This is a genomic window from Pseudalkalibacillus hwajinpoensis (assembly GCF_039851965.1).
Taxonomy (GTDB): domain Bacteria; phylum Bacillota; class Bacilli; order Bacillales; family Guptibacillaceae; genus Guptibacillus; species Guptibacillus hwajinpoensis_E.
On sequence record NZ_CP156674.1, the window covers coordinates 2,160,741 to 2,182,005 of the forward strand.

Genomic DNA, 21,265 nt, shown 5'->3' on the forward strand with positions numbered 1-21,265 from the left:
TGTCTGTCTTTAATAAAAAGAAGATAAAATTTAGTAGGTATAGTTGGACAAATGTTTGGTTGTTGACCTGCTAATACGGGGCTCGATAAGCGGCGAACTTCTTCGTCAGCTGCGCGATGCTAGATCCTCATGGATCTCCCGAATATCCACTCCGGTCTGCCATCACTTGCTTCCTCGAATTTCTTGCTTCTCCCACCCCTACGTAGCTTTCGATGAAGCCTTTCAGTTGAACACCAGTAAATCAAAACATAAAACCATACAAAAAAGCGAGAAACCATTTGGTCTCTCGCTTCTCTTAGTCGCCTGGCAACGTCCTACTCTTGCAGGGGGAGATCCCCCAACTACCATCGGCGCTGAAGAGCTTAACTTCCGTGTTCGGCATGGGAACGGGTGTGACCTCTTCGCCATCATTACCAGACTAATCAATGGTTTATCCACTAGAAAGTGTTTAACCAAGGACAAGATATATTTTACTATACTTCTTAATGAAGTTCAAGAAAAATTTTCATTCCCTGAAAACTAGATAGCACGCACAATTTTCATCCAATATGTCCAGGTCCATGAGCCAAATGGCTCACTTCGCTTTTCGTTTTTAGGTTAAGCCCTCGATCGATTAGTATTCGTCAGCTCCACGTGTTGCCACGCTTCCACCCCGAACCTATCTACCTCATCATCTCTAAGGGATCTTACCAGCTTAATGCTGTGGGAAATCTCATCTCGAGGGGGGCTTCATGCTTAGATGCTTTCAGCACTTATCCCTTCCACACGTAGCTACCCAGCTATGCTCCTGGCGGAACAACTGGTACACCAGCGGTGTGTCCATCCCGGTCCTCTCGTACTAAGGACAGCTCCTCTCAAATTTCCTGCGCCCGCGACGGATAGGGACCGAACTGTCTCACGACGTTCTGAACCCAGCTCGCGTACCGCTTTAATGGGCGAACAGCCCAACCCTTGGGACCTACTTCAGCCCCAGGATGCGATGAGCCGACATCGAGGTGCCAAACCTCCCCGTCGATGTGGACTCTTGGGGGAGATAAGCCTGTTATCCCCAGGGTAGCTTTTATCCGTTGAGCGATGGCCCTTCCATGCGGAACCACCGGATCACTAAGCCCGACTTTCGTCCCTGCTCGACTTGTAGGTCTCGCAGTCAAGCTCCCTTGTGCCTTTACACTCTGCGAATGATTTCCAACCATTCTGAGGGAACCTTTGGGCGCCTCCGTTACACTTTAGGAGGCGACCGCCCCAGTCAAACTGCCCACCTGACACTGTCTCCGCACCGGATCACGGTGCTGGGTTAGAATGTCAGTACAGCCAGGGTAGTATCCCACCGACGCCTCCATCGAACCTGGCGGTCCGACTTCTATGGCTCCTACCTATCCTGTACAAGCTGTACCAAAATCCAATATCAGGCTACAGTAAAGCTCCATGGGGTCTTTCCGTCCTGTCGCGGGTAACCTGCATCTTCACAGGTACTATAATTTCACCGGGTCTCTCGTTGAGACAGTATCCAAGTCGTTGCACCTTTCGTGCGGGTCGGAACTTACCCGACAAGGAATTTCGCTACCTTAGGACCGTTATAGTTACGGCCGCCGTTTACTGGGGCTTCGATTCAGAGCTTCTCCCGTAAGGGATAACCCCTCCTCTTAACCTTCCAGCACCGGGCAGGTGTCAGCCCCTATACTTCGCCTTACGGCTTTGCAGAGACCTGTGTTTTTGCTAAACAGTCGCTTGGATCTTTTCACTGCGGCTCCCCTGGGCTATTCACCCGAGGAAGCACCCCTTCTCCCGAAGTTACGGGGTCATTTTGCCGAGTTCCTTAACGAGAGTTCTCCCGATCGTCTTAGGATTCTCTCCTCGCCTACCTGTGTCGGTTTGCGGTACGGGCACCTCTTTCCTCACTAGAGGCTTTTCTTGGCAGTGTAGAATCAGGGACTTCGGTACTTAATTTCCCTCGCCATCACGACTCAGCCTTCGCGGTGAACGGATTTGCCTATTCACCAGCCTAATCGCTTGGACGCGCATTTCCAGCAGCGCGCTCTCCCTATCTTCCTGCGTCCCCCCGTCGTTCAAACGGAAAGGAGGTGGTACAGGAATATCAACCTGTTATCCATCGCCTACGCCTTTCGGCCTCGGCTTAGGTCCCGACTAACCCTGAGCGGACGAGCCTTCCTCAGGAAACCTTGGGCTTTCGACGGACAAGATTCTCACTTGTCTTTCGCTACTCATACCGGCATTCTCACTTCTAAGCGCTCCACCAGTCCTTTCGGTCTGACTTCACAGCCCTTAGAACGCTCTCCTACCATTGTCGTAAGACAATCCACAGCTTCGGTGATACGTTTAGCCCCGGTACATTTTCGGCGCAGCGTCACTCGACCAGTGAGCTATTACGCACTCTTTAAATGATGGCTGCTTCTAAGCCAACATCCTGGTTGTCTAAGCAACGCCACATCCTTTTCCACTTAACGTATACTTTGGGACCTTAGCTGGTGGTCTGGGCTGTTTCCCTCTCGACTACGGATCTTATCACTCGCAGTCTGACTCCCGCGGATAAATCGTTGGCATTCGGAGTTTGACTGGATTCGGTAATCCGGTAAGGACCCCTAGTCCAATCAGTGCTCTACCTCCAAGATTCTTGCCGCGAGGCTAGCCCTAAAGCTATTTCGGAGAGAACCAGCTATCTCCGGGTTCGATTGGCATTTCACCGCTACCCACACCTCATCCCCGCATTTTTCAACATGCGTGGGTTCGGGCCTCCATTCAGTGTTACCTGAACTTCACCCTGGACATGGGTAGATCACCCGGTTTCGGGTCTACAACCACGTACTCTGTCGCCCTATTCAGACTCGCTTTCGCTGCGGCTCCGCCTTATCAGCTTAACCTTGCACGGGATCGTAACTCGCCGGTTCATTCTACAAAAGGCACGCTGTCACCCATTAACGGGCTCCAACTAGTTGTAGGCACACGGTTTCAGGTTCTCTTTCACTCCCCTTCCGGGGTGCTTTTCACCTTTCCCTCACGGTACTGGTTCACTATCGGTCACTAGAGAGTATTTAGCCTTGGGAGATGGTCCTCCCAGATTCCGACGGGGTTTCACGTGTCCCGCCGTACTCAGGATCCGTCTCGGAGGGCAGCGGATTTTGACTACAGGATTGTTACCTTCTGTGATGGACCTTTCCAGGTCGCTTCGTCTATCCGTGCCTTTGTAACTCCAAAGAGACGTCCTACAACCCCAGAGGGCAAGCCCTCTGGTTTGGGCTGATTCCGTTTCGCTCGCCGCTACTCAGGAAATCGCATTTGCTTTCTCTTCCTCCGGGTAATGAGATGTTTCAGTTCCCCGGGTCTGCCTTCCATTCCCTATGTATTCAGAAATGGATACCATCCCATTACGGATGGTGGGTTCCCCCATTCGGAAATCTCCGGATCAAAGCGTACTTACAGCTCCCCGAAGCATATCGGTGTTCGTCCCGTCCTTCTTAGGCTTCTAGTGCCAAGGCATCCACCGTGCGCCCTTAGTAGCTTAACCTTAGACTACATTAGTCGCTTAACGCTTCTAACTTCGTCGATGCACATCGTTAGATGTGACTAACTACTAAAGATTTAACGCAAAAAAATAATAATTATTGGATGTCGTTGTTTATGCTATCTAGTTTTCAAGGAACAAGGCTATCACTCGAATCGGCATTGCTGCTTCTTCGACTAGCCTGTTTTGAAAGAAGTAAATCATTCTTTCAAAACTAAACGAAACGCTCATGTAAGGTTGGTAACCAATGTTACCTCGTAATTCTCCATAGAAAGGAGGTGATCCAGCCGCACCTTCCGATACGGCTACCTTGTTACGACTTCACCCCAATCATTTGTCCCACCTTCGGCGGCTGGCTCCATAAAGGTTACCCCACCGACTTCGGGTGTTACAAACTCTCGTGGTGTGACGGGCGGTGTGTACAAGGCCCGGGAACGTATTCACCGCGGCATGCTGATCCGCGATTACTAGCAATTCCGGCTTCATGCAGGCGAGTTGCAGCCTGCAATCCGAACTGAGAACGGCTTTATGGGATTCGCTTCACCTCGCGGTGTTGCTGCCCTTTGTACCGTCCATTGTAGCACGTGTGTAGCCCAGGTCATAAGGGGCATGATGATTTGACGTCATCCCCACCTTCCTCCGGTTTGTCACCGGCAGTCACCTTAGAGTGCCCAACTGAATGCTGGCAACTAAGATCAAGGGTTGCGCTCGTTGCGGGACTTAACCCAACATCTCACGACACGAGCTGACGACAACCATGCACCACCTGTCACTCTGTCCCCCGAAGGGGAACGTCCTGTCTCCAGGATTGTCAGAGGATGTCAAGACCTGGTAAGGTTCTTCGCGTTGCTTCGAATTAAACCACATGCTCCACTGCTTGTGCGGGCCCCCGTCAATTCCTTTGAGTTTCAACCTTGCGGTCGTACTCCCCAGGCGGAGTGCTTAATGTGTTAACTTCAGCACTGAGGGTGGAACCCCCCAACACCTAGCACTCATCGTTTACGGCGTGGACTACCAGGGTATCTAATCCTGTTTGCTCCCCACGCTTTCGCGCCTCAGCGTCAGTTACAGACCAGAGAGCCGCCTTCGCCACTGGTGTTCCTCCACATATCTACGCATTTCACCGCTACACGTGGAATTCCACTCTCCTCTTCTGCACTCAAGTCCCCCAGTTTCCAATGACCCTCCACGGTTGAGCCGTGGGCTTTCACATCAGACTTAAAGGACCGCCTGCGCGCGCTTTACGCCCAATAATTCCGGACAACGCTTGCCACCTACGTATTACCGCGGCTGCTGGCACGTAGTTAGCCGTGGCTTTCTGGTTAGGTACCGTCAAGGTACCGCCCTATTCGAACGGTACTTGTTCTTCCCTAACAACAGAGCTTTACGACCCGAAGGCCTTCGTCACTCACGCGGCGTTGCTCCGTCAGACTTTCGTCCATTGCGGAAGATTCCCTACTGCTGCCTCCCGTAGGAGTCTGGGCCGTGTCTCAGTCCCAGTGTGGCCGATCACCCTCTCAGGTCGGCTACGCATCGTCGCCTTGGTAAGCCATTACCTTACCAACTAGCTAATGCGCCGCGGGCCCATCCTGCAGTGTTAGCCAGAGGCCAACTTTCAACATCACACCATGCGGTGCGATGTATTACCCGGTATTAGCTCCGGTTTCCCGGAGTTATCCCAGTCTGCAGGGCAGGTTGCCCACGTGTTACTCACCCGTCCGCCGCTAAGATTTGGGAGCAAGCTCCCAAATCTCCGCTCGACTTGCATGTATTAGGCACGCCGCCAGCGTTCGTCCTGAGCCAGGATCAAACTCTCCGATAGAAAGCTTAATCTAGCTTTTAAAACAATGTTTGTTTCCGTAGAAACAACTACTTACATGGCGTTTCGTTCAGTTTTCAAAGATCGATTCGTTTCTTCCAATGTCGTTTTCAGCGACTTTATTAATATACCATATTAACTCAGTTACCGTCAACAACTTTTTTTAATTCTTTTTTCCGTCAACCGCTTTGTTTCGGCGACCTATATAACTATATCAGGGTTAATAATCATATGCAACCCTTATTTTGAAATTATCTTTAAAAAACAAAAAGGACTCCTTTTTAAAGGGTCCAGCCGTTTCATCAGCCTATAATAATAAGTTCTATTGCAGCAAGCGCAACAAGACCTGGCACTCCAAGAAACCCTGTCACGGCTGCCGTTCCTGGATTTATAGGTACATGGAGATCAAAAGGCGTACCAAATGTATTTAAGAAAAATAGTAGAAGGGCGCCGATGGCGAGCTTAATCAGCCCCTGTCCAACCCACCGCATTGGTTTTAAGGGTGCTCCTATAAATAGAAGCAATACAATACTGATGACAAACAATCCGATGATGAGTATAGGATCCATAGATGGCCTCCGCTCTTTTTTCAGAATTAGTAAAGCTTATGTCTGTCCAAATAAAAAAGAACGGGGAGTTTTCACTTCCCCATTCTAACCTTTCGTCGCTTTGCTTCTTTTAATAGAAAGAAATACTTCGCTTCATCAACTTTAAGCTTCGCAAGAACTGCTCCAGAAGGCTCAACACTGCGCTCTACGATTTCTTTCTGCTTGTACCATATGTCTTTCAATTCGTGAAGCGTCTCAAGCAAATGCTCATCAGTCTGTTTCCGCAAATAGCCCTTACGTTTGAATAACATTGGTTACCTCCTGATGCTACAGTTCACGTCGACCTTCCATTGCTTTAGAGAGCGTAACCTCATCAGCATATTCAAGATCACCGCCCACCGGAAGACCATGTGCGATCCGAGTAATCCGGATTCCAGTTGGTTTTACAAGGCGCGCAATGTACATCGCTGTTGCTTCACCTTCTATAGTAGGGTCGGTTGCTAGAATGATCTCCGTTACTTTGTCATCCTGCAGACGCTTCAATAGTTCTGGTACTTTAATATCTTCCGGTCCAATTCCTTCAACAGGAGAGATAGCTCCATGAAGAACGTGATAAAGACCTGTATAGTCCTTCATTTTCTCGACTGCAATCACATCTTTTGCATCTTGAACCACACAGATCACAGAATCATCTCGATGGGAATCTGAACAGATTCGACATGGATCTGTATCGGTAATGTGATTACAGATCGAGCAATACGTAAGCTGTCGCTTTGCATTTACGAGTGCTTTACCAAAATCAAGCACATCATCATCATTCATTTCAAGAACGAAAAAAGCCAGGCGGACCGCCGTTTTTGGTCCGATTCCCGGCAATTTCATAAAACTGTCGATCAGTTTTGATATCGGTTCAGGATAATGCACCTGCATACCCCCTAAAACATTCCAGGCATATTAAGACCCTGTGTGAATTTGCCCATGTCTTTATTGACCATTTCGTCAACATTACGAAGAGCATCATTCGTTGCAGCAAGAACAAGATCTTGAAGCATATCGATATCATCAGGATCCACAACTTCTTCTTTAACAATTACTTCAAGAATTTCTTTATGGCCATTTGCTTTTACAAGAACCATACCGCCACCAGCAGAACCTTCAACAACCTTGTCTTTCAGTTCTTCTTGAGCTTTCGCCATATCCTTCTGCATTTTCTGCATTTGCTTCATCATATTATTCATATTTCCTCCGCCACCCATGCCGCGTTTCATAATAAAATTCCTCCTTTAATTAATTGGTTTATGTTTGGATATCTAACAAATCATCACCGACAAGACGCCTTGCCTCAGCAATCAATGGATCTTCTGCGGGCTCTTCGCCTTCCTTATCGGGTTCTGACTCATCTCGCGTTTTTAAAAACTCTGCACGAATTTGCTGCCATTCTTCTTCCACAATCGCAACCATCTCAAGTTGCCTGCCAAGTGTTCGTGACAGCACCTGTTCGAGAGTACCGCGAATGTTGTCCTTCATTGCCATCTGGCAGTGCATGTCATATTGGAAAGATAACAGAAACGATTTTTCAGTTGAAGCGACCGGTTCACTATCCTTTAACCAGGCGTGTGCCGATACTTTTTCCTGACGCACGTTCTCCATTACTTCTCCCCAGACACTTTTCACCTTCATCAAATCCTGCTTTGTTGCTTTCTTTAGCATCTCTTTTATTTTACCATGAGAGACACCGGATTTCTGTCTAGATGGTTTAAATTGTTTTTTTGGCTTTGATGAAGCCTGTTCATCTTCTGCTTGTTGTTTCACCGCGATGCCGTTTTCTTTCAAAGTCGTGAGCTCTTGCTCTAGTTTCTCAATACGATTGAGAAGCTCGCTTTGATCCTGGGTTGCCTGACTACTCGTTTCTTCCTGACAAATTTGCACAAGTGCGAGTTCAAGGAAAATACGTGGATGGTTTGTCCACTTCATCTCTTGTTGGCTGCGATTTAATGTTTCAATAACCGCATAAATCCACTCTTTTGAGCAATTGTCCCCAAGATGCTGGAAGGTTTCATCGATCTTAACTCGTTCGACCACTTCTTCAAGCTGTGGGGCTGTTTGGTATAGTAGCAAGTCACGGTAATAATAAATCAAATCTTCTAGGAAGCGCGCAGCGTCCTTTCCATGCTCCATTAACTCTTCTACCGCATTCAATGCTTTAGCAACGTCTTTTTCGAAAAAAGCCATCGCAATGTTGGAGATCATCTTTTGAGACACACTACCTGTAACGGCAAGCACATCATCAAGAACAACCTCAGCTTCACTATAAGAGATGGCCTGATCAAGAATACTTAGCGCATCCCGCATCCCGCCATCTGCAGCACGAGCTACCTGATAAAGGGCATCTTCCTCAACCTGTATGTCCTGGGCCTGAATAATAGTTTGCAGGCGACCAACGATATCCTGGGCGGTAATCCGTCTCATGTCAAATCGCTGACATCTTGAGATAATCGTTAGTGGAATCTTATGAGGCTCTGTCGTAGCAAGAATGAAGACGACATGTTTTGGAGGCTCTTCAAGTGTTTTAAGAAGCGCATTGAACGCCCCGGTTGAAAGCATGTGAACCTCATCTATAATATACACCTTATATGAAACAGAACTCGGTGCATACTTCACCTTATCACGGATATCACGGATATCATCGACCCCTGTATTGGAAGCTGCGTCAATCTCAATCACATCCGAGATCGAACCATCCGTTATACCAAGGCAGGCTGAACATTCATTACACGGTTCAGCTACCGGTGCTTTCTCACAGTTGATCGCTTTCGCAATAATTTTAGCAGCACTTGTCTTTCCCGTTCCTCGAGGTCCTGTAAACAAATAGGCGTGAGAGATTTTCTGCTGCATGAGTGCGTTTTGGATTGTTCGTGTTACGTGCTTCTGGCCTACCACATCTTCGAAAGTTTGTGGTCGCCAAACGCGATATAGCGCTTGATAACTCATTCGCCTACTCTCCTCCTAACCTCTTCATACTTTTCTATTATACCGTGTCAGGCTGGCTAATTCAAAAACCATTCCTGTTAAAACGGCATAAAAAAACTCACTCCCGATAAAAGAGTGAGTTTGTGCATTTTATTAAGTAAACCGTGCACCTTCCTTCGATAAAGCAACCACAGGCGTTACCTGAACAGTTAGCTCGATCCGGGCACTCCCGCGGCACACAGAGGGAACCTACTTACTGCTGCTTCCTTCCGGACCTGACAGGATTCGTAGGACTCTGTTGCGCAGGACCCGAATGTCAACACCACTTATTCAGGTCAGACCCTGCAGTAGCTAAACCTCGGGAAGGGATTCAGTCTCGCTGTAGCGGATTGCGAGTACAGGGCACCGCTAATTCCCCACCTAGCACGGCAAATTTGATAACATTGTTAGTGCACTCGTTTGGTGCAAAATATAGTATATCGCATTTCTACCTTTTTAGCAACAGGTCCGATACACCATTTATTGTAAATGGCGGAGGCGAGAGGATTTGAACCCCCGCGACGCGTGAACGTCCTAACTGATTTCGAGTCAGCCCCCTTCAGCCAGACTTGGGTACGCCTCCATCCGTCGATGCCTTATTGGCACAGAAAACACTATATCATGTCTATTCTAGTTTATCAACGAATGGTGTTTGCTCCTTATCACGCCTTTTTTCTTCCTTTCGTTTTTCCCTTAACCCTCGAAAAAAACTTGTTAGCATCCCACCGCATTTCTCTTCGAGTACGCCTTCTGTAACCACGGACTGATGGTTGAACCGCTCATCATGAAGCAAGTTCATTAACGTACCTGCGCACCCACCTTTTGGATCACTTGCACCGAATACAACCCGCTCAACCCTGGAGAGAACAATAGCACCACTGCACATGGCACAGGGTTCAAGCGTCACATAAAGCGTGCAGCCAGTTAGACGCCAGCTTCCTACCACCCTGCATGCTTCGTCAATAGCGAGTAATTCCGCATGAGCCACAGCTCGTTGTTCCGTTTCTCGCAGGTTATATGCAGAAGCAATCACTCGATCACCTTTGACAATAACAGCTCCAATCGGAACCTCCCCTATTTCTTCTGCTTTCTTTGCTTCTACAATCGCTCTGCTCATAAAATAGTCATCACGATGCTGTTGGTCTTCCATATTAGGTACTCCTTCATTCTCGTTTTATCTAAAAACAGATTGGGTAAACTACATATTATTCCAGTACTTATTTCTATTATAAGGAGAGGAGATCAAATGAGCAAAGATCATATCGAACAGAAAGATCAGAATACCTCAGCTGCACTATTACTAATTGATGTTATAAATACACTCGACTTTAAAGATGCAGAGTTGCTTGCACGTTATACAGAAGAGACCGCCGACAACATTGCCGCATTAAAGAAAGAGGCAAAATCACAAGGTCTCCCAGTTATCTATGTCAACGACAACTATGGATTATGGCAATCTGATTTCAAAAAAGTGATTAACTATGCAGCGGAAGCAAATGGGCAGCACCTCGTTGATCGCCTTGAGCCAGAAGACGATGATTATACGGTGGTGAAGCCAAAGCATTCAGGCTTCTTTTCTACTCCACTTTCTACATTACTAAAGTTTTTAAAGGTTAATACACTGATTCTCACCGGGTTCGCCGGAAACATTTGCGTACTCTTTACAGCGAATGATGCTTATATGAGGGAGTACGACCTCTATATCCCTTCTAACTGCTGCGCTTCGAATCTTGAGGAAGATAATGAATACGCGCTTCGATTAATGGAAGGAAACCTTAAAGCTAGCACGGAACCATCAACAGAATTAAACTTGAAAGAACTCATTTCAAAGGCAAATGACAGACAGGTAAAAACAGCATATGAAGGATAGAAAGACCCCCCTCCTTTGAAAAGAAGGGGGGTCTATTTAGGTTATGAGCTAGTTTGAAAATAAGCAGGGCGTTGCTCAAAAGCAGCATTCAAGTATGTTACCATCAACTTATCATCGAAAAGCTTGCTTCCTTTTCGCAAACTCTGACAGTAGCCATCCCTGAATTCCAGTCGGTCGATTAAGAAAGTACTGCCAAACTCACTGCTTACAGTGACCTCGATAACACGTTCTTTTGCAGTGAATGCAAGAACAGTATCATTGATCTGAAAGCGGACTTCTTCTAGATACTTAGAATGATACAGGCAGGTCATGCAGCGTACGACTTCATAATACCCACCATCAGTCGTCACGCGCTCTGTTTTGTATCGCTTCAAATCAGAATCGATGTAGATCATCACGTCCTGTACCTTCTTAGTCGAAATGGCCAGTTGAACGCTTGTAGTTAACGATCGATAAAACCGCTTTTTGATACCAATTTTATAGAATACAAGTCCCATGCACCAGCTCACAATCAAAACCGGTAGTAGGATCGCGAGAATCTCTCGCTCGAAAATCGTCCACTCGTAAAACCAGACAAGAAGGAGCGCAATAAGTGAGAAGATCACTCCTGCAAATAAGGTTTGAGGACGATAGTCACGAAAATCCTCTTCTGCAGTAGAAAGCTCAGCCTTTAACCATTCGAGCTCATATAAATCAAAGCGCTGTAGTTCCTTTTGCTGCCAGACCGAATCCTTCATCCAACCTTCTGAGCGCTTATGATGTAGAAAACCTTTAAAAAAGTTATGTAGATGCGAATTCGTCTCCATTTTTCGCTCAATCGTTTGCCTGAACGCACGATCATAAAGCTGAGCAATAGCACTCATTCCTTGAGCAGCTACAAGAAGAATAAGCAACAATAAGAAAAGCTGTCCCCACGGGTTGTCTGAGAAAACAGACTGCACGCCATTTACAAGGGGCGCAAGCTCAGATTTAAGATTGATTCCTACGGTTCGAAACAGTTCGGCCGCTGCACCTTTCCAATCATCCAACTTGAAAGCCTCCCAACTCTCCATACTATTTCTATCATATCACCTTTATTGGGCATTAGCTTGCATTTTTTAACAATGAATCTACTGTTCGATAAGTTCAATTTCCCAGTTGGACTCAAGTGGGAAATTCTGACCTCAATCTCTTTTGACCTTTCAAAGAACCCTCGGTCGATCATAAACTTCAGTTGATCACGCTCACCCTCTAGACTGATTGCTAACTGCTCTCCCTTATCATTAACGGCCGTTATCTCTACTTGATCAGAAACGCCGGGATCGAGAAACACGGTATTGTTTTCATTCCTGTGAAAAAGTATAGTAAACGCTACCCCACCTTCATTATAAAAGAGAGGATCCAGTACCATTTCTGATCCAAAGAGGGTCGCAATTGCTTTTCTTTATGCTGCTTATACGTTAACTCTTTAATTTTCTTGTAAATCTCATATTGATATCTACCCGCTCGTCAGTCTTATATACAAACGAGTCAATCTGAACCGCTTTAGGTATGGGAAAGGCAGCAAGATACTCTCATGTGTTACTTCTTCGCTATTGAAAAAGGAAATCCCTTTAAGACAAAAGTAAAAGCGTGTGATCCCACACGCTTTTGGTAACAGAGTTATGTAAAAAATGTAAAAATAAAAAACCCTTATATCATAAGGATTTAAATGGTGGCCCCGAGAGGAATCGAACCTCCGACCTGCGGTTTAGGAAACCGTTGCTCTATCCCCTGAGCTACGGGGCCGAATGAATAACATTATACAATAAAATGAGAGAAAGCAAAAGAGTATTGATTATTAATCAGCACGGCCACTGGACCGTGCTGCTAATTCCGTTCATTTCTCCTCATTAGCTAATCTAATCCGTTACCCAGCTCTTCATATAATTCTCATCTTCATATATATGAGCATGCTCAATGACTTTAAGCGGGCGAAACGTATCAATCATGACAGCAAGCTCGAGCGTTTCTTTTTTGCCAATGCTTGCTTCTATTTTCCCTGGATGTGGTCCATGTGGTATGCCTGATGGGTGCAAGGTGATCGAGCCTTCTTCAATCCCTTTCCGACTCATGAAGCTGCCTTCTACATAATAAAGCACTTCATCACTATCGACATTACTATGAAAATAAGGTGCTGGAATCGAGTCTGGATGATAGTCATAGAGTCTCGGTACAAACGAGCAGACTACGAAATTATTTCCTTCGAACGTCTGGTGCACGGGTGGTGGCTGATGAACTCTTCCTGTAATCGGTTCAAAATCATTAATGTTAAATTTCCATGGATAAAGATAGCCATCCCATCCAACGACGTCCAGCGGATGATGGTCGAAAAGATGACAATGTAAGCCGCCCCTCGTTTTTGTTAACACTTCATACTCCCCTTTGATATCGTGCGAAACAAGTTTATCAGGTCCAGTTATATCGCGTTCACAGAATGGACTGTGCTCCATCAACTGTCCAAATTCATTTCGATATCTCCGCGGCGTTGTAATCGCACTATTGGATTCAATCACGAGCCAGCGATTTTGCCCTTCAGGTACAACGCGGTAGATTGTACCAATTGGCATTACAATATAATCGCCAGGTCTATATGATATTTCCCCAAACATCGTTTCAATTTTCCCAGAACCATGATGAATGAAGAAAAGCTCATCACCATCTCCATTCCGGTAAAAATAAGTCATTTTCTCTGCTGGATTTACAACACCTAGCAACACATCTTCATTCCCCAGGAAATAACACCTGTCGACAACCGCATCTCCTCTTTTGTCGCATTTTGCTGTTCGGAAATGTCGATGGCTCAGTGCACCCTGCGCTTCATATTCTGGAAGCGTGTTTTTAAGAAATGTCACTTCTTTCACTGCCGTTGGAAAATGATGATGGTACAGGATCGACTGGACACCTGAAAAACCTTTCGTCCCCATTACTTGTTCTCGATAAAGTGACCCATCCTGTTTCTTGAAAGTAGTATGCCGTTTATGCGGAATATCACCAAGTCTTCTATAATAAACCATTCTCATCCTCCTCCCCCACAACATTAAGAAGCTTACCAAGTTGGGTAATCGAAAGTTCGACATGATCACCTGGTGACAACCAGTTTCGCCCCGTTTGCTCTAGGATACAGCCACTGCCCACTGTGCCTGATCCAATCACTTCACCGGGATACAACGTGACATCCCGTGAAGCCTGTTCAATGATCTGTCCGAATGAATAATACATGTCTCTCGCATTTCCTGAGGAACAACGTTCTCCATTAACAAAAGCTTCCATCTCTAGATTGAGGCGTTCTTCCTTAGTTGGCAACTCTTCATTCGTAACAAGATAAGGTCCAAATGACGTCGCGAAGTCCTTCCCTTTAGCAGGACCAAGTCCAACCTTCATTTCCTTCGCTTGAAGATCTCTAGCGCTCCAATCATTCATGATCATATAACCGAAAATGTATTCTGCTGCTTCATTAGCTTTAATATTCCGACCTTCTTTTCCAATTACACAGGCGATTTCAAGCTCATAATCGAGCTTTTTACATGAATCGGGTCGTTTGATCAAATCGCCTGGTCCCTTAACAGCATGGTGATTTGAAAAATAAAAAACAGGGATCTCATACCATTCTGGTACAACACCGAGTCCTCTTTTCCCTCTCGCCGTCACAACGTGCTCTTCGAAAGCATAAAAATCCCTGATGCTTGCAGGCCGAGGAAGAGGTGCAAGTAACTTCACATCCTCAATCTTGTATCCGGCATGCTGCACGTCTTTAATAAGTGGCTTATAACAATCATAGTTTTGTACGATAACCAGGAGATCTTCTGGAATCCTACCGTTAGATGCTTCATGCAGACCAACGATGCGATCGTCTACAACAATACCCGCTTGTATTCTTCCCCTCACTTCAAACGTTACGTATTTCAAAGGTCTCAGCTCTTCCTATCAGAAGTGGTTTTTCTAACTAACCTAAACGTATCTGACACAGCCCGTGTATACTCCTGACCTGCTAAACGCCCTACTGGCTGCAGTGCCTCCGTATTAATCTTTCCATCATTGTATAACTCATCACGTACATGAACCATAACAACCTTCCCAATGACAAGACTACCTGCGCCTTCTTGATCACCAAATTCAACAATCTGATCAAGAACACACTCAAGCTGTACATCGCTTTCCTTCACCCGGGGTGCTTTAACAAGCTCGCTATCTTCTTTTGTAAGCCCGGAAGCATGAAACTCATCAATTCCGTGTTCAAATGGCGTCGCACACTCATTCATCTGTTCTACAATTTTTTCACCGACGATATTAATGACGAATTCCTTCGTTTCCTCAATATTTAGCAGCGTGTCTTTCTTTCCGCCTTCACCCGCTTTACGCATCGGCGAAAAGCAAACCATCATTGGTTCTGCGCAGATCCCTGTAAAAAAGCTAAAAGGTGCGAGATTCACATCACCGTTACGATCTACACTTGAAACAAAAGCAATTGGACGGGGGAGTACTGATCCAATTAGTAATTTATAAGCCTCTTTCCAGGCAAGCGTATCCGGTTGAACTTTCATATAACTGGCAACTCCTTTATAGGTGTGATCGTGCTATCTTCTATAAGTTGCCTCGTCGTTCCTGCTCTCGTTCAATCGCTTGAAAAAGTGCTTTGAAGTTCCCTTCACCGAATCCTTTTGCTCCTTTTCGCTGGATGATTTCAATGAATAACGTTGGCCGATCAACGACAGGCTTTGTAAAAATCTGAAGAAGATAGCCTTCATCATCACGATCAACGAGAATTTTCAATTCCCGAAGTTTACCAATCTCTTCATCAATCTCTCCTACGCGTTCTGTTAACACTTCATAATAATCATCTGGCGTTTCAAGAAATTCAACGCCCCCCGCACGAAGCTTGCCAACCGTATCGACAATATCATTCGTTAGTACAGCAATATGTTGGACACCAGGACCGTTATAATAATCCAGGTACTCCTGTATTTGAGATTTACGCTTTCCATTCGCTGGTTCATTGATTGGAAATTTAATACGCCCGCCATTATGCATTACCTTCGACATTAACGCGGAATACTCCGTGCTAATATCCTCATCATCAAAATGAATCATTTGTTTAAAACCCATTACGTTTTCATAATAAGAAACCCACTCTTCCATCGATTCCACATTTCCAACACAGTGATCGATGCCAAGAAGTCCTGTTTCCTCTGAAGGAATATTCCCTTCGAATTTTGTATATCCAGGAAGAAAAATACCAGGGTAGTTTTTACGCTCAACAAGCGTATGAATCGTGTCACCATATGTTCCGATAACCGCCATTTTCACTACGCCATGCTCATCCCTGTATTCCTTCGGTGGACTTAACTCAATAGCTCCACGTTTGGCCGCCTCTTTGTAAGCCCTTTCAACATTTTCCACCGTAAGAGCAATATCCTTCACACCATCTCCATGTAATTTGAAAAACTCTGCAATTGGATGATCATTCGACAGCGCCCCAGAAAGAACAAGTCGGATATTATTTTGCTGCAAAACATAAGAAACCTTTTCACGATCCCCTGTTTCAAGCCCTGAATATGCGACAGGTTTAAAACCAAACGCCTTACAGAAATAATGACTCGCTTGTTTGGCATTTCCTACATAAATCTCCAAATAATCGACATCATGAACCGGGAAAAAGTCAGCGGTGTCCTGTTGATTTTGATTCAACATTTGTTCCTGCACAATAATCCCTCCAGAATTAGTTTATCACTCAGCTTAAACGTATAGCTTTTTCCATTTCCTTTCAAGAACTCCCACTAAAGCCATAACGCATTAAATGAAAAGCGAAAGTGGACGGGTTAGACCCGGCAGGCACTGGAGGCATTCAATTTGAACACGTTCTTTGTGTTCAGAGTGAATAACCAGCAGGATATAAATTGCACGTCGATTTGTATATCAATTTGTATCCTTACAATAACCAGTGTAAGGATACAAATTGGCTTGCATTTTCACTCTCACTTTCAGATACAGATTTCTACGAAGAGCAAAGGCGTTCGCGAACTTTACCTAAAGCTATATGGGGTAATATGTTAAAATTAGGGTTAGATACTCATTTGAAGTTGTTCCACAAACGGGCAGGATAATGGAAGACTTGAATTTGAGATAATAGAGGTTTTTGAAACTTTAATAACCTCTTTTGTCAAAATAAATTAAAGAAGCTCCAGCCTCGTGCTGAAGCTTCTTTAATTTATTTTTTAAACTTCTCTGGGACTGTTTTACAACTCCCTCAGAGATTGCATCTGCCATTAAGATTATTTGGGTGACCCCTTCATCAATCGCAACGATTCTTGCATCCCAATCTTGTTTTAAGCTTGCTGTTAAGTCATCTGTCACCATTTCCAAATGCTTATACAACAACTTTTTTAATTCCTCATTTTTTAAATTTGGGTTGGCCCCACTAAGGAACGCCGCTATATCATCAGCATTTCTATACCATTCTTGGTTTAGCTGCTTAACCATGTCTTCCTTACCGTTTTTAGCTGCATCTACAATCTTGCCAGCAATAACAATATGCTCCTTAAGCAAATCCGTAAGTTTATTCCCTGCGTCCTCTCCGTATATCGGCTTCACAGCATTACCGATATCCTCCTGATTTTTCAGAAGCCTTTACATGATCAATCCAAAGTCTCCTGAATTCATTTTCGAATTTCACCTCTGATTGACTAATACATTGTTCCTCTGTGTTCCCATTGGCACTAATTAACCCAGGTAGCATGTTTAGAAGAAATAACAAAGTTAACATCATAAACAATAATTTTTTCATCAAACCTACTCCTTCCAAAATTTATTGCTATAGGGATTTTTTTCATTCCTCAAAATCAATAAGTAATCTAAAGGGGTTGTTCAAATATTTAGAGGTAAGTTTAAATGGTGATTTAAAAAAACTTTTATCTATGGACATCTCGAAATCAATTCTTCTGGTAAAGGGGGCTTTTCTTGTTTTTTAATAAGAGGATTCCCCTTATTAAAACTTATAAATGGAAAATTAATAGAATAATTTCAGGAACGAAGAGAGTTCAGAAATGAAGTCTCTTTTATCATTCAAATGACTATTTGAATATTTTGTGTTGACTTTGAGTCGTCAGAATCATACAGTATAAACAAATATTCAAACGATTATTAGAATGAAGGTGTATATAATGAGTAAAAAAGTAATAAAAAAAGCCAAAGATACATGTGATACGTTTTGTTACGATGAAGCACTTGTTCAACGAGTGCAGCCGGAAATCGAAAAGGTGGAGGGCGTAGAATTGATTTTTAAAGCCCTATCAGATGCTACACGAATAAAGATTGCCTATGCTTTAACGTTAGAAAAGGAACTTTGTGTCTGTGATGTAGCTAATATTATCGGATCTACGACGGCTACAGCTTCTCATCATTTAAGGTTATTACGAAACATGAAATTAGCGAAGTATCGCAAAGAGGGAAAGCTAGTTTTTTATTCCTTAGCTGATGAGCATGTTCATCAATTAGTTTCGATTGCATTATTACACTCAAAGGAAGCTTAACAGTCGTCGAATGGGAGGTACACAAATGAAAATTGATAAAGAAGCACAATCAAGCTGCTGTTCTAGCATTCAGGACTCGGGAGATCCTCAAACCACAGTAACCGGTTCCTGCTGTTCTGGGGGAGAAAACCAAAATTCACATAACAGAGAGAAAGAAGAAAATGTTTCTATATCTTCTACATGTTGCGAAAATGAGGCACCAAGGGAAGCAACAACTTCATCATGCTGTAGTACAACTGAGAGTAACAACCACATTCAGGATGAAAAGAAAGAAGAGAAAAAGAATATTATCGAGTACAAAATTAATGGGATGGACTGTCCTTCTTGTGCAGCCACTATTGAGAAAGGCTTACGGAAGACTAAAGGAATCCAATCTGTTCAGGTCCATTATGGAACTGGAAAAATGGCGGTCGGTGCGGAAGATCCCTCTATCTACAATCAGATTCCTAACCAAGTACGAAAATTAGGCTTTGAAGCTGAACTCGTAGGTTCAGATAAAAACATGGAAACCTATAAAATCGAAGGCATGGATTGTGGCTCTTGTGCCATGACCATTAAAAAACACCTGAGTAGAAATCCAAATGTGCAAGAGGTTCGAGTGAGCTTCTCCACAGGGAAAATGCAGGTGGATCACACTACGAATCAAATGGAAATTGTAAAAGAAGTACAAAGGGCCGGCTTTGACGCTTCATTAGATTCATCCGAACACCAAAAAGATCAAGCGTCAGGTAAGAAAAAGGGGAGACCTAATACAACAACAATTTCCGGAATTTTTCTAGCCCTTGGTTTTGCGGGGTCTTTTTCAAATGTTCCGGTTGAGTTCATTACGGCCTTATATGCAATGGCTATTGTTATCGGTGGTTTTAAGCCAGTGAAGAGTGCCTTTTATGCGATTAAAAGTGGTTCCCTGGACATGAATGTTCTAATGGCTTCTGCAGCGATAGGAGCAGCCCTTATTGGAGAATGGTTTGAAGGTGCGACTGTCGTATGGCTTTTCGCCTTAGGGAATACGCTACAAAACAGATCCATTGAGCGTACTAGAGAATCCATAAGAAGTCTGATAAATCTCACGCCTTCGGAAGCTACAGTTAAATCTGGGGATCAACTGATCCGGAAAGCTGTGGAAGAAGTGGAGGTCAATGATGTCATCATCGTCAAACCAGGAGAAAAAATCCCTCTGGATGGGGAAGTCCTAATCGGCGCTTCCAGTATTAATCAGGCTCCGATTACTGGAGAATCCCTACCTGTAGATAAACAACAAGGGGACACCGTTTATGCTGGTACGGTTAATGAAAGTGGATCTTTAGATATAAGGGTTAAGAAATTAGTGAAGGATACAACAATTGCCAAGATCATTCATTTGGTGGAAGAGGCTCAAGAGAAGAAAGCCCCCACCCAAGCGTTTGTCGATCGTTTTGCCAGTGTCTACACTCCGATTGTTTTTGTTCTAGCCCTTTCCGTGATGGTTCTACCTCCGTTGTTTGGATTCGGCACCTGGGGAGAGTGGCTCTATAAAGGGCTTGCATTATTAGTAGTGGCTTGCCCGTGTGCCCTCGTCATCTCCACTCCTGTAGCCATCGTATCGGCTATTGGAAATGCAGCTAAGAATGGAGTTTTAATCAAAGGAGGAACGTTCTTAGAGAAAGCTGGAGCGATTCAAGCGATTGCTTTTGATAAGACAGGGACCTTGACAGAAGGGAAACCAAAAGTTGCGGAAGTGATTGCCCTTAATAACGATAGGGAAAAACTCATCGCTATTGCACGAACTATTGAAGAGTATTCCACCCACCCAATCGCTCAAGCCATTACCACTTACGCAGAAGAACGAGATATTCCTGTTAAGGAAGGGAAAGCGTTTAAAGCGATTGCGGGGAAAGGAGCACAAGCTACCATAGAGGGGGCTGAATACTTTGCCGGAAACCCGAAGTTGTTTAAAGAAATGAACGTTTCCCTTAATGATATAGAAGGACGTATCGAGTCTTTACAAAGAGATGGAAACACGCTTGTAGTCGTTGGTACTTCTACAGAAATTCTAGGGATTTTCGCTGTTGCTGATACAATCCGAGACATTACCGTTCAATCGATTCAGACACTCAAGGGAGTAGGAATGAAAGAGATGGTGATGTTGACAGGAGATAATGAAGGAACGGCGAAAAAAATCGCTAGCGAAACAGGTGTCGATCGTTACTTTGCTGAATTATTACCTGAAGACAAAGTGACGGCAATTAAGAAATTACAAAATGAAGGAAAAAGTGTAGCAATGGTGGGAGATGGGATCAATGATGCACCGGCTTTAGCCACAGCTGATCTTGGAATCGCCATGGGCGGCGCAGGGACGGATACAGCCATGGAAACAGCCGATATTGTTCTCATGGCAGATAATTTGGAGAAGCTGCCACACACCATCCGTTTGAGCCGTAAAGCAATGAACATCATTAAGCAGAATATTTGGTTCTCCTTAATTACTAAATTAGCCGCGCTTGTTTTAATCTTTCCAGGATTCTTAACCTTATGGATGGCTGTTTTGAGTGATACGGGTGCAGCCCTACTGGTTATTCTTAACAGTATGAGATTATTGAGGCAAAAATAGGGAGGGTTTCGTGCCTCTCTATTTTACATACCTGTTATTCAATACTGCCTCTCTATAAGAACAGCCACAGAAGTTTGTGAGTCATTAAGAAATTATCTTGATATCGAATCTTCCAGATAAGAGGAGCGTTGATTCAACAACTAGGCCCAAGCGAAGTAAGGGAGGAAGCAATTTGATATGTAGTTATTAACTGTTTTTTCTCCTTTCAGTAAGAGTGTCTCGTATTCCTGTCTGGCTTTATCTATTGCCTCTTTCTGATTCCAATTTTTAGACATAACTTTTTCTTTAGCATAATCCTCAATCGCTGAAGAAAAGTAATTTTGAAATTCATTGGAATTCATGAGCCTTAAAGTAAAGGGGTT

At 44.4% G+C, this 21,265-nt stretch carries 16 protein-coding genes, 2 tRNA genes, 3 rRNA genes and 1 other RNA gene; 3 read left to right on the top strand and 19 right to left on the bottom strand.

The features are described from left to right. Positions 1-301: 301 nt before the first annotated feature. The 11 genes from rrf to tadA all read right to left on the bottom strand — a co-directional run bounded on the left by rrf (position 302) and on the right by tadA (position 10,046). A 5S ribosomal RNA gene (rrf, locus tag ABFG93_RS11415) occupies positions 302-418 on the bottom strand. A gap of 175 nt (positions 419-593) precedes the next feature. Then, positions 594-3,523, bottom strand: a 23S ribosomal RNA gene (locus ABFG93_RS11420). Between the two features lie 268 nt (positions 3,524-3,791). Further along, a 16S ribosomal RNA gene (locus ABFG93_RS11425) occupies positions 3,792-5,342 on the bottom strand. Together the 16S, 23S and 5S rRNA genes form the textbook arrangement of a ribosomal RNA operon. A 299-nt stretch (positions 5,343-5,641) precedes the next feature. After that, a complete protein-coding gene (locus ABFG93_RS11430; protein ID WP_347548173.1) occupies positions 5,642-5,908 on the bottom strand; it encodes a pro-sigmaK processing inhibitor BofA family protein in 267 nt (88 codons plus the stop codon). Between the two features lie 71 nt (positions 5,909-5,979). After that, positions 5,980-6,198 carry a YaaL family protein gene (locus tag ABFG93_RS11435; RefSeq protein WP_347548174.1) on the bottom strand — a complete coding sequence of 73 codons (219 nt, stop codon included), beginning with the start codon at positions 6,196-6,198 and terminating at the stop codon, positions 5,980-5,982. A 16-nt stretch (positions 6,199-6,214) separates the two neighbouring features. Then, positions 6,215-6,811 (bottom strand): recombination mediator RecR, encoded by a 597-nt coding sequence (gene recR / locus ABFG93_RS11440; protein WP_347548175.1) that lies wholly within the window; start codon positions 6,809-6,811, stop codon positions 6,215-6,217. A gap of 11 nt (positions 6,812-6,822) precedes the next feature. Further along, positions 6,823-7,143: a YbaB/EbfC family nucleoid-associated protein gene (locus ABFG93_RS11445; protein WP_431522087.1), complete on the bottom strand. Its 321-nt coding sequence runs from the start codon at positions 7,141-7,143 to the stop codon at positions 6,823-6,825. Positions 7,144-7,183: 40 nt separating this feature from the next. Next, on the bottom strand, positions 7,184-8,878 hold the full coding sequence (dnaX, locus tag ABFG93_RS11450; protein ID WP_347548177.1) for a DNA polymerase III subunit gamma/tau: 1,695 nt from the start codon (positions 8,876-8,878) through the stop codon (positions 7,184-7,186). Between the two features lie 141 nt (positions 8,879-9,019). After that, positions 9,020-9,286, bottom strand: an RNA gene (gene ffs / locus ABFG93_RS11455) — signal recognition particle sRNA large type. A 100-nt stretch (positions 9,287-9,386) separates the two neighbouring features. Then, positions 9,387-9,479: transfer RNA gene (locus tag ABFG93_RS11460), tRNA-Ser, on the bottom strand. A gap of 42 nt (positions 9,480-9,521) precedes the next feature. Next, positions 9,522-10,046 carry a tRNA adenosine(34) deaminase TadA gene (tadA, locus tag ABFG93_RS11465; RefSeq protein ID WP_347548178.1) on the bottom strand — a complete coding sequence of 175 codons (525 nt, stop codon included), beginning with the start codon at positions 10,044-10,046 and terminating at the stop codon, positions 9,522-9,524. A 96-nt stretch (positions 10,047-10,142) separates the two neighbouring features. Here tadA and ABFG93_RS11470 point away from each other — a divergent pair, with 96 nt between their 5' ends. After that, the gene (locus tag ABFG93_RS11470) at positions 10,143-10,766 is read left to right on the top strand and encodes a cysteine hydrolase family protein (RefSeq protein ID WP_347548179.1); all 624 of its coding nucleotides are present in this window, start codon (positions 10,143-10,145) and stop codon (positions 10,764-10,766) included. Positions 10,767-10,807: 41 nt separating this feature from the next. On the opposite strand, the gene ABFG93_RS11475 is transcribed toward ABFG93_RS11470, so the two are convergent. The 8 genes from ABFG93_RS11475 to ABFG93_RS23100 form a co-directional block, all read right to left on the bottom strand. Next, positions 10,808-11,794 carry a hypothetical protein gene (locus ABFG93_RS11475; RefSeq protein ID WP_347548180.1) on the bottom strand — a complete coding sequence of 329 codons (987 nt, stop codon included), beginning with the start codon at positions 11,792-11,794 and terminating at the stop codon, positions 10,808-10,810. A 663-nt stretch (positions 11,795-12,457) separates the two neighbouring features. Beyond that, positions 12,458-12,533, bottom strand: a tRNA-Arg gene (locus ABFG93_RS11480). Positions 12,534-12,646: 113 nt separating this feature from the next. Next, a complete protein-coding gene (locus tag ABFG93_RS11485) occupies positions 12,647-13,807 on the bottom strand; it encodes a homogentisate 1,2-dioxygenase (RefSeq protein ID WP_347548181.1) in 1,161 nt (386 codons plus the stop codon). Further along, entirely contained in the window at positions 13,788-14,693 is a 906-nt protein-coding gene (locus tag ABFG93_RS11490; RefSeq protein ID WP_347548182.1) for a fumarylacetoacetate hydrolase family protein, read from the bottom strand. Before ABFG93_RS11490 ends, ABFG93_RS11485 begins: the two co-directional genes overlap by 20 nt. A gap of 5 nt (positions 14,694-14,698) precedes the next feature. Next, positions 14,699-15,328 (bottom strand): flavin reductase family protein, encoded by a 630-nt coding sequence (locus ABFG93_RS11495; RefSeq protein ID WP_347548183.1) that lies wholly within the window; start codon positions 15,326-15,328, stop codon positions 14,699-14,701. 40 nt (positions 15,329-15,368) lie between these two features. Then, positions 15,369-16,475 (bottom strand): 4-hydroxyphenylpyruvate dioxygenase, encoded by a 1,107-nt coding sequence (gene hppD / locus ABFG93_RS11500; RefSeq protein WP_347552821.1) that lies wholly within the window; start codon positions 16,473-16,475, stop codon positions 15,369-15,371. Positions 16,476-16,928: 453 nt separating this feature from the next. Then, positions 16,929-17,375 (bottom strand): hypothetical protein, encoded by a 447-nt coding sequence (locus tag ABFG93_RS23095; RefSeq protein WP_431521994.1) that lies wholly within the window; start codon positions 17,373-17,375, stop codon positions 16,929-16,931. A gap of 4 nt (positions 17,376-17,379) precedes the next feature. Then, on the bottom strand, positions 17,380-17,568 hold the full coding sequence (locus ABFG93_RS23100; protein ID WP_431521995.1) for a hypothetical protein: 189 nt from the start codon (positions 17,566-17,568) through the stop codon (positions 17,380-17,382). A gap of 376 nt (positions 17,569-17,944) precedes the next feature. Here ABFG93_RS23100 and ABFG93_RS11510 point away from each other — a divergent pair, with 376 nt between their 5' ends. Both ABFG93_RS11510 and ABFG93_RS11515 read left to right on the top strand, forming a co-directional pair. Next, on the top strand, positions 17,945-18,313 hold the full coding sequence (locus ABFG93_RS11510) for an ArsR/SmtB family transcription factor (protein ID WP_347548184.1): 369 nt from the start codon (positions 17,945-17,947) through the stop codon (positions 18,311-18,313). A gap of 25 nt (positions 18,314-18,338) precedes the next feature. Next, positions 18,339-20,903: a heavy metal translocating P-type ATPase gene (locus tag ABFG93_RS11515; RefSeq protein WP_347548185.1), complete on the top strand. Its 2,565-nt coding sequence runs from the start codon at positions 18,339-18,341 to the stop codon at positions 20,901-20,903. Positions 20,904-21,265 lie beyond the last annotated feature (362 nt).

Bases quoted from the DNA above. Each gene is read 5' to 3' on its own strand.
- ABFG93_RS11430 (WP_347548173.1), bottom strand. From the start codon at position 5,908: ATGGATCCTATACTCATCATCGGATTGTTTGTCATCAGTATTGTATTG.
- ABFG93_RS11435 (WP_347548174.1), bottom strand. From the start codon at position 6,198: ATGTTATTCAAACGTAAGGGCTATTTGCGGAAACAGACTGATGAGCAT.
- ABFG93_RS11445 (WP_431522087.1), bottom strand. From the start codon at position 7,143: ATGGGTGGCGGAGGAAATATGAATAATATGATGAAGCAAATGCAGAAA.
- dnaX (WP_347548177.1), bottom strand. From the start codon at position 8,878: ATGAGTTATCAAGCGCTATATCGCGTTTGGCGACCACAAACTTTCGAA.
- tadA (WP_347548178.1), bottom strand. From the start codon at position 10,046: ATGGAAGACCAACAGCATCGTGATGACTATTTTATGAGCAGAGCGATT.
- ABFG93_RS11470 (WP_347548179.1), top strand. From the start codon at position 10,143: ATGAGCAAAGATCATATCGAACAGAAAGATCAGAATACCTCAGCTGCA.
- ABFG93_RS11485 (WP_347548181.1), bottom strand. From the start codon at position 13,807: ATGAGAATGGTTTATTATAGAAGACTTGGTGATATTCCGCATAAACGG.
- ABFG93_RS11495 (WP_347548183.1), bottom strand. From the start codon at position 15,328: ATGAAAGTTCAACCGGATACGCTTGCCTGGAAAGAGGCTTATAAATTA.
- hppD (WP_347552821.1), bottom strand. From the start codon at position 16,475: ATGTTGAATCAAAATCAACAGGACACCGCTGACTTTTTCCCGGTTCAT.
- ABFG93_RS23100 (WP_431521995.1), bottom strand. From the start codon at position 17,568: ATGAAAAAATTATTGTTTATGATGTTAACTTTGTTATTTCTTCTAAAC.
- ABFG93_RS11510 (WP_347548184.1), top strand. From the start codon at position 17,945: ATGAGTAAAAAAGTAATAAAAAAAGCCAAAGATACATGTGATACGTTT.
- ABFG93_RS11515 (WP_347548185.1), top strand. From the start codon at position 18,339: ATGAAAATTGATAAAGAAGCACAATCAAGCTGCTGTTCTAGCATTCAG.